Source organism: Brevundimonas sp., from assembly GCF_035626535.1.
GTDB lineage: Bacteria > Pseudomonadota > Alphaproteobacteria > Caulobacterales > Caulobacteraceae > Brevundimonas.
In genome coordinates this window covers 1-7,685 of sequence record NZ_DASPNO010000010.1, presented here as the reverse complement: position 1 = coordinate 7,685, position 7,685 = coordinate 1, and the positions used below count along the sequence as shown (strand labels likewise).

Annotated in this window: 9 protein-coding genes; 4 read left to right on the top strand and 5 right to left on the bottom strand. The window is 69.8% G+C overall.

Annotated features, from left to right (window positions below):
- Positions 1–1,452, top strand: a 1,452-nt coding sequence (gene pnp / locus VEC04_RS00870) for a polyribonucleotide nucleotidyltransferase (RefSeq protein WP_324772884.1), incomplete at its 5' end; no start/stop codon positions are given.
- 56 nt (positions 1,453–1,508) lie between these two features.
- Here the strand turns inward: pnp and VEC04_RS00865 are convergent.
- The 3 genes from VEC04_RS00865 to VEC04_RS00855 form a co-directional block, all read right to left on the bottom strand.
- On the bottom strand, positions 1,509–1,979 hold the full coding sequence (locus VEC04_RS00865; protein ID WP_324772882.1) for a hypothetical protein: 471 nt from the start codon (positions 1,977–1,979) through the stop codon (positions 1,509–1,511).
- A 59-nt stretch (positions 1,980–2,038) separates the two neighbouring features.
- Positions 2,039–2,593: an ActR/PrrA/RegA family redox response regulator transcription factor gene (locus tag VEC04_RS00860; RefSeq protein ID WP_324772880.1), complete on the bottom strand. Its 555-nt coding sequence runs from the start codon at positions 2,591–2,593 to the stop codon at positions 2,039–2,041.
- A gap of 69 nt (positions 2,594–2,662) precedes the next feature.
- On the bottom strand, positions 2,663–4,144 hold the full coding sequence (locus tag VEC04_RS00855; RefSeq protein ID WP_324772878.1) for an ActS/PrrB/RegB family redox-sensitive histidine kinase: 1,482 nt from the start codon (positions 4,142–4,144) through the stop codon (positions 2,663–2,665).
- Positions 4,145–4,197: 53 nt separating this feature from the next.
- Here VEC04_RS00855 and VEC04_RS00850 point away from each other — a divergent pair, with 53 nt between their 5' ends.
- Positions 4,198–4,821, top strand: a complete 624-nt coding sequence (locus VEC04_RS00850; RefSeq protein ID WP_324772875.1) for an SCO family protein — start codon at positions 4,198–4,200, stop codon at positions 4,819–4,821.
- Positions 4,822–4,841: 20 nt separating this feature from the next.
- On the opposite strand, the gene VEC04_RS00845 is transcribed toward VEC04_RS00850, so the two are convergent.
- Positions 4,842–5,210, bottom strand: a complete 369-nt coding sequence (locus tag VEC04_RS00845) for a DUF6768 family protein (RefSeq protein WP_324772873.1) — start codon at positions 5,208–5,210, stop codon at positions 4,842–4,844.
- The gene (locus tag VEC04_RS00840) at positions 5,210–5,764 is read right to left on the bottom strand and encodes an RNA polymerase sigma factor (protein WP_324772871.1); all 555 of its coding nucleotides are present in this window, start codon (positions 5,762–5,764) and stop codon (positions 5,210–5,212) included. Before VEC04_RS00840 ends, VEC04_RS00845 begins: the two co-directional genes overlap by 1 nt.
- Positions 5,765–5,954: 190 nt before the next feature.
- On the opposite strand from VEC04_RS00840, the gene VEC04_RS00835 reads away from it, so the two are divergent.
- Positions 5,955–7,235 (top strand): polyhydroxyalkanoate depolymerase, encoded by a 1,281-nt coding sequence (locus VEC04_RS00835; protein ID WP_324772869.1) that lies wholly within the window; start codon positions 5,955–5,957, stop codon positions 7,233–7,235.
- Positions 7,201–7,685: YgjP-like metallopeptidase domain-containing protein (locus VEC04_RS00830; protein ID WP_324772867.1), on the top strand; the 485-nt coding region annotated here is incomplete at its 3' end. The genes VEC04_RS00835 and VEC04_RS00830, both read left to right, overlap by 35 nt.

Genomic DNA, 7,685 nt, shown 5'->3' with positions numbered 1-7,685 from the left:
AAATACGACCGCCGCTCGGGCGTCGACGTGGCCAAAAAGAAGGCCGCCGAGGCCCTCGTCCGTACCGATGACAACCCCGACGGCGTCGACCCGGCCAAGTTCGGCGCCGCCTTCAAGGAATGCGAAGCCGAGGTCCTGCGTCGCGACATCATCGAGAACGGCCATCGCGTCGACGGCCGCGCCCTCGACAAGGTCCGCCCGATCGTCTCGGAAGTCGGAGTCTTCCCGCGCACCCACGGCTCGGCCCTGTTCACCCGCGGTGAGACCCAGGCCATCGTGGTCGCCACGCTCGGGACCGGCGAGGACGAGCAGTACGTCGACGCCCTGAGTGGGACGTACAAGGAGAAGTTCCTGCTCCACTACAACTTCCCTCCCTATTCGGTCGGCGAGACCGGCCGGATGGGCGGCGCGGGCCGTCGGGAAATCGGTCACGGCAAGCTGGCGTGGCGGGCGATCCGCCCGATGCTGCCTTCGTCGGAAGAGTTCCCCTACACCATCCGTCTGGTGTCGGAGATCACCGAGTCCAACGGCTCCTCGTCGATGGCCACGGTGTGCGGTTCGTCGCTGGCTCTGATGGACGCCGGCGTGCCGCTGAAGCGTCCGGTCTCCGGCATCGCCATGGGCCTGATCCTCGAGCCCTCGGGCGAGTTCGCCATCCTGTCCGACATCCTGGGTGACGAAGACCACCTCGGCGACATGGACTTCAAGGTGGCCGGCACGCGCGAAGGCATCACCAGCCTGCAGATGGACATCAAGGTCGCCGGCATCACCGAGGAGATCATGAGGAAGGCCATCGCCCAGGCGACGGCCGGCCGCCTGCACATCCTCGACGAGATGGACAAGGCCATGGAGGCGCCCCGCGCCGAACTGGGCGAGTTCGCCCCGAAGATCGAGCAGATCAAGGTTCCGACCGACAAGATCCGCGACATCATCGGCACCGGCGGCAAGATCATCCGCGAGATCGTCGAAAAGACCGGCGCCAAGATCAACATCGAGGACGACGGCACGGTGAAGATCGCCGCCTCCGAGCAGGAAAAGATCGACGCGGCCAAGAACTGGATCTCGTCGATCGTGTCCGAGCCCGAGCCCGGCATGATCTATTCCGGCAAGGTCGTGAAGGTCGTCGACTTCGGCGCCTTCGTGAACTTCTTCGGCGCCAAGGACGGCCTCGTCCACGTGTCGCAGATCTCGATGGAGCGCGTCGCTAACCCCGCCGACGTCCTGACCGAAGGTCAGGAAGTGAAGGTGAAATTCCTCGGCATGGACGATCGCGGCAAGACCAAGCTGTCGATGAAGGTCGTCGACCAGGAGACCGGCGAGGACCTGACCGACAAGATCAACGCCGAGCGCGCCGAACGCGGCGAGCCCCCGATGTCGGAAGACACCGGCGGCCGTCCGAAGCGTGAAGGCGGCGGCGATCGTGACCGCGGCCGCGGCCGCCGTCGCGACTGATCTCCGGCGTCATCGCTAAACTGAGGAAGGCCCCGGTGAAAACGCCGGGGCCTTTTTCACACCTTGCGGCGCGTCCCGGCCCGCAACCCCGCGCCGACGGCGAAGAGCAGGGCGAACCCGGCCACCAACATCGAATATGCCACGACGAGCAGGACTTCGGCCCACGAGGGGGCCGTGACCTCGATGCTGACCGGCCCCACCCTGGCGATGGCGGTCTGGATGTTCAGCCAGCCATAGGCTCCCGCCAGCAGGCCGAGCACGCCGGCCGCGAGGGCTGCGATTCGCAGGATCATGGCCATCGAGCGGGCCGCGCTGCGCACCGCCACGCCGAAGACGCCGAGCACGAGGATCGGGAGGGTCAGCAGCATCAGCAACAGCATCGCCAGTTTGGCTATTATGTCGGCCTCCAGGAACAGCCGGGCCGGCGACAGGTCCGGCGCATAGGTGTTCAGCAGCCAGCTGCAGCCGGTCGCCGCCGCCGCCAAGGCCACGGCCACGACGGCCAGCGCAATGATGTCGATCTTCATGTTTCCCCCGTTCAGCCCGGGGGAGAGTGCCTGCCGGGACAGGCGGCGGCAAGGATCGCTCAGCGCGGTGCGCGCTTCGCCAGGATGCGCTGCAGCGTCCGGCGGTGCATGCCCAGCCGTCGCGCCGTCTCCGAGACGTTGTGGTCGCAGAGCTCGTAGACGCGCTGGATATGCTCCCAGCGAACCCGGTCGGCGCTCATCGGATTGTCCGGCGGCTCGGGGGCCTCGCCCGTGGCCAGCAGGGCCTTGACCACGTCGTCGGCGTCAGCGGGCTTCTGCAGATAGTCGACCGCGCCGGCCTTGACCGCCGCCACCGCCGTGGCGATGGCGCCGTAGCCGGTCAGCATGACGATGCGGGCGTCCTCGCGCCGGTCGCGGATCGCCTCGACCACCTTCAGCCCGTTGCCGTCCTCCAGCCGCATGTCCAGCACCGCGAAGGCGGGGACGGCGGTGCGCAGCGCGTCGCGGGCCTCTGCCACCGAGGCGGCGGTGGTGACCTCGAAGCCGCGGCTCTCCAGCGCCCGCCCCAGCCGGGTGCGCAGGGCGTTGTCGTCGTCGAGCAGCAGGAGGGTCCTGTCGGGCAGGGCGGCGATCCGGGCTTCGGTCTCGGGCATCATCGTTCTCCTGGACTCCAAGTCGGTAACCGCCGGGCCGCGGTCAAGGTTCAGGGCGGGGGTGCGACATCACGACGGCGGAACTTCCAGGGCGGGGCGGGCCCAGCGCACCGCCACCCGGGCGCCCTTGGGTTGACCCTTGCCGCCGTCGCCCGCGCCGACCGAGACCCTGCCTCCGGTCCGCTCCAACAGGGTGCGGGCGATGAAGAACCCCAGCCCCATGCCACCCTGGCTGGGGGCGATGGCCTCGGCGGCCGGCGGGGCCCCGGCGTTCTTCCGACCTTTTCGCCCCGGCGCGGCGGCGGCCACGGAAGCGGCGATCTGGGCGGCCAGGGCGCGCCGCGCCTTTCCCTGCGGCCGGCTGGTCACATAGGGCTCGCCGAGACGGGGCAGGATGTCGGGCGGAATGCCGGGGCCGTCGTCGACCACCTCAATCTCGATGAAACCGGCGTCGACGAGCGCCTGCACCCTCACCTTGCCGTTGGCGAAGTCGGCGGCGTTCTCGACCAGGGTCGACAGACCGTGCACCACCTCCGGCAGGCGGCGCACCCGCGGCGCGGCCTCTCCGGAGGCGGTCCGCACCGTCACCTCGAAAGCCAGATCGAACCCGCGGTGCGGCTCGACAACCTCCTCCAGCAGCGCCTTCAGCCCGACTTCCGCGAAGGCGGAGTCGCCCTCCTCGGGCTGCTGCGACAGCTGTTTCAGGATGTCCCGGCAGCGCTCGGCCTGCTGCAGGATCAGGGCGGCGTCCTCGGCCGCGGCGCCGTCCTTGGCCGACTCGCGCAACAGTTCGCGCGCCACGACCTGAATCGTCGCCAGCGGCGTGCCCAGTTCGTGCGCCGCCGCCGCCGCCAGCCCGCCCAGCGCCGCCAGCCGCTGCTCGCGCTGCAGCACGTCCTGGGTGGTGGCCAGCGCGAGTTCCAGCTTCTCGGCGTCCGCCGCCACCCGCCACGCATAGGCGGCCGTGAAGACCACGCCGGTGATCAGCGCCAGCCCGGTGCCGAAGCGGTACAGCGGCGGCAGGTCCAGCTCCGTCCCCGCCTGCCACGGCAGCGGCATGGAGAAGAAGAACAGCCCTACTGTGGCGGCGAGCACCAGCAGGCCCATCAGCGCCGCCTGCCGCCCCGGCAGCGAGGCCGCCGCCACCGTCACCGGCGCCACCAGCAGCAGGCAGAACGGGTTCTGCAGCCCGCCGGTCAGGGCCAGCAGGGCCGAGAGCTGCAGGATGTCGAAGCCGAGGTGCGCCGCCGTCAGGGCCCCGTCGGGGGCCGACCCGTCGCTGCGTTTGAGGCGGGCCGTGGCGTTGAGGTTCATGGCCACGCTGGCGGCGATCACCGCCAGACAGCCCCACAGCGGCAGGTCGAAGTGGAACCAGGCCGTGGCCACGGCGACGGTGGCGCTCTGTCCGGCGATGGCCATCCAGCGCAGGATCACCAGCGTCCTGAGTGACAGGCCCCGGCTGCGGCGCGGCAGGTTGCGCCAGCCGCCGAAGCGGCCGCCCGCATCTTCGGTGGCGGACTGCGACGACAGGGGGTCTTGGGTCGGGCTCACGCCTCTTCTATAGACCAGCCGCGCCCGCATGGCGCGTCCTGCCCGGAGCCGAGATGCCGCGCCGTTCCATCCTGCTGTTCGCCGGCGCCTGCGCCGTCATCGCCGTGGCCCTGATCGCCGTGACCCTGGTCGTGCTCAACCGCCCCGCGGCCGGCCTGCAGGCTGGCGAGGTCGTCTCCACGGGCCAGGCCGATGTCGGCGGGCCCTTCCAGCTGGTCGATCACGAGGGCCGCCCGGTCGACCAGACGATGCTGGAAGGCAGATGGTCCCTGGTCTTTTTCGGCTTCACCTATTGCCCCGACTTCTGCCCGACGACGCTGCAGGCGCTCGACGCGACGAAGCGGCGGCTGGGCGACAAGGGCGAGGATCTGCAGATCGTCTTCGTCAGCGTCGATCCGGAGCGCGACACGCCCCAGGCGCTGAAGGACTACCTGTCCACCGACGGCTTCCCCGAAGGCGTCGTCGGCCTGACCGGCACGCCGGCGCAGGTGAAGGCCGCCGCCGACGCCTACAGGGCCTATTTCCAGAAGGTCGGGGAGGGCGAGGACTACACCATGAACCACTCGCTGACCGTCTATCTGATGGGGCCGGACGGGAAGTTCCGCACCGCGGTGGCGGAAGAGCTGGGGCCTGAGAGGTCGGCCGAGGTGATCGAGCGGGCGATGGCGCGCGGCTAGGCGCGCCATCGCCGTTCGGATCAGGCCTTGCGGTTCACCGCCGCCTGAAGCTGTTGCCGCTTCAGTTCCCGCATCAGACGGTTGGCCTGCAGTTCGGGCATCATCGCCGTCTTGATGATCAGCGACGCCAGCACCAGCACGGCGGCGGGCAGGCCCCAGTGCAGGGCCGACAGCGCCGTCTCGGCCTCGAAGAAGCGCCAGCCCGCCCATAGGCCGGCGACGAACAGCGCCGCCTGGGCCGCCACCATGACGCCGTTGACCCAGCCGTTGGGGCCGCCGAGCAGTCCGAACGCCTGCGTGAAGAAGCCCGGCTCGCGGGCCGTTTCGCGGAACAGGGCCTGTTCCTCGCCCTGAAGGGCCTCCTCGATCATCCGGTCGATATCCTGCATCACAGGTCTCCTTCCAGCACCGCACGCAGCTTGCGGCGGGCATGCATCAGGCGGGTCTTCACCGTGCCCGCCGGCACGTTCAGGGCGATCGCCGTCCCGGCGACTCCCATGTCCTCGAGATAGAACAGGCCGACGGCCGCCCTCTGCTCCGGCGGCAGGCCGCCCAGCGCCGCCCGCAGCCGCGCCATGGCGGGCCCGTCGCCCAGTTCCGGCGCGGCTGAGTCGCCCACTGGTTCGGCGGCGGCCGCGGCGGCGAGGGCCCGGTCCCGTTGCAGCCGTCCGATCCGCCGGGCGCAACGACGCGACACGATCTGATACGCCCAGGCAGGAAAGGCCCGCTCATCCCGCAACCGGCCAAGGCCGCGCACGATCTCGATCCAGCCCTCTTGCGCCGCCTCGCGGGCCAGATCGACATCACCGGTCAGCCGCCAGGCGTGGGCGACCAGCTTGCCCTGCCAGCGCCGGGCCAGCAGTTCGAACGCCTTGCGGTCGCCGGTGCGCGCTGAGGCCACCAGATATTCGTCAAGGAGCTGTTGTTTGGTCCTGATCGCCACGCCCATATCCCTCGTCGAATGAGAGGTGCCGGCATCCGGCGGTCCGGTTCAATGAAATCGTCCGGGGTGCGCCGTTCTCGCGGAGGAAGCGGCGCCGTTCACAACAAACTGAACAAAGATAATCTTTTTGCAGTGCGGCGCATTCTATGGTGCCCTGCCATATACCGGCGGGGGCCGTCTCAGGACACGCATGCTGTATTCGCTTCACGAGCTCGCCTACCATTCGGCGACGCCGTTCCGGTTCGGGGCCCAGCTGGCCCGCCAGTTCTGGAGTTCTCCTCTCAATCCGGTCGCCGACACCGCCCTGGGGCGCACGGCCTACGCCTCGGCCGAGTTGTTCGAGGGGCTGACGCGCCGCTACGGCAAGCCGGAATGGGGACTGGAGACGGTGACCGTCGCTGATCGCCCGGTTCGCACGACGGAGCAGGTGGTCTGGTCCTCGCCGTGGTGCCGGCTGGTGCGGTTCGCCCGCAACGTCGGCGACCTGAAGCGGGCCGGCAAGCCGGCCGCCGCGCCCGCGGTGCTGATCGTCGCCCCGCTGTCGGGCCACTACGCCACCCTGCTGCGCGGCACGGTCGAGGTCTTCCTGCAGGACCACGATGTCTATGTCACCGACTGGACCAACGCCCGGCAGGTTCCCATGCTGGAGGGGCGGTTCGACTTCTTCGATTACATCGATCACGTGCGGACGATGCTGGGCGTGATCGGGCCGCGAGCCCATGTCGTCGGCGTCTGCCAGCCGGGACCGCCGGTGCTGGCCGCCTGCGCCCTGATGGCCGAGGACGAGGATCCGAACCGGCCCGCCTCGATGACCTTCATGGGGTCGCCGATCGACGCCCGCCTGTCGCCGACGGTGACCAACCAGCTGGCGGAGGAGAAGCCCTTCACCTGGTTCAAGTCGAACATGATCCACACCGTGCCCTGGCCCTATCCGGGCTTCGGGCGGCGGGTCTATCCGGGCTTCGTGCAGCTCTACAGCTTCATGTCGATGAACGAGGACAAGCACGTCGACGCTCATTGGCGCTACTTCCAGGACCTGGTTGAGGGCGACGGCGACGGGGCCCAGAAGCACGAGGAATTCTATGACGAATACCTGTCGGTGCTGGACCTGACGGAGGAGTTCTACCTCCAGACCATCGACATCGTCTTCCAGCAACACCTGCTGCCGCGCGGCCTGCTGGAGCACCGCGGGCGCAAGGTCGATCTGACGAAGATCACCGACATCGGCCTGATGACGGTCGAGGGGGCGAAGGACGACATCTCCGGCGTCGGCCAGACCCAGGCGGCGCATGGCCTGTGCCCGAGCCTGCCCGACGAGCGGCGCATGCTCTACGTCCATCCCGAGGTGGGCCACTACGGCGTCTTCAACGGCCGCCGCTTCCGCGACGACATCTATCCGCGCGTGCGCGACTTCATCGCCCTGAACGAGGCTCTCTGTGCAGTACCGGAACGGCCAGCGGCTGCCGCCTGACGCCGTCGGCGTCCCGGCGCGGCTGTCGGTCAATCCGCGGGCCCGGCGGCTGTCGATCCGCATCGACGGCCGCGCCGGCGAGGCGGTGCTTGTCGCCCCGTCCGAGCGCAAGCTGGGGGAGGTGGTCGCCTTCGCCCGCAGCAAGGCCGGCTGGATGCGTGAACGGCTGGCGGCGCGGCCGCAGGGCGCGCCGCTCGAGCCCGGCGGCGCCGTGACCCTGTTCGGCCGCCCCATCCGGCTGGCGGCGACCGGCGGGGCCGGGGCGGCGCGCCTGACCGAGGACGCCGACGGACCGCTGATCGTTTCCGGCGGCGAGGGCGAGGCCTTCGCGCGGCGGGTGGAGAACCTGTTCAAGCGGGTGGCGCGCGAGACGCTTCAGGCCCGCACCGACGTGCACCTGCGGGCGCTCGGGCTGCGGCCGGTGAAGATGTCGATCGCCGATCCGAAATC

Excerpts from the sequence above, each read along its gene's own strand:
- VEC04_RS00865 (WP_324772882.1), bottom strand. The coding sequence starts at position 1,979 with ATGAAGATCGACATCATTGCGCTGGCCGTCGTGGCCGTGGCCTTGGCG.
- VEC04_RS00860 (WP_324772880.1), bottom strand. The coding sequence starts at position 2,593 with ATGCCCGAGACCGAAGCCCGGATCGCCGCCCTGCCCGACAGGACCCTC.
- VEC04_RS00850 (WP_324772875.1), top strand. The coding sequence starts at position 4,198 with ATGCCGCGCCGTTCCATCCTGCTGTTCGCCGGCGCCTGCGCCGTCATC.
- VEC04_RS00845 (WP_324772873.1), bottom strand. The coding sequence starts at position 5,210 with ATGCAGGATATCGACCGGATGATCGAGGAGGCCCTTCAGGGCGAGGAA.
- VEC04_RS00835 (WP_324772869.1), top strand. The coding sequence starts at position 5,955 with ATGCTGTATTCGCTTCACGAGCTCGCCTACCATTCGGCGACGCCGTTC.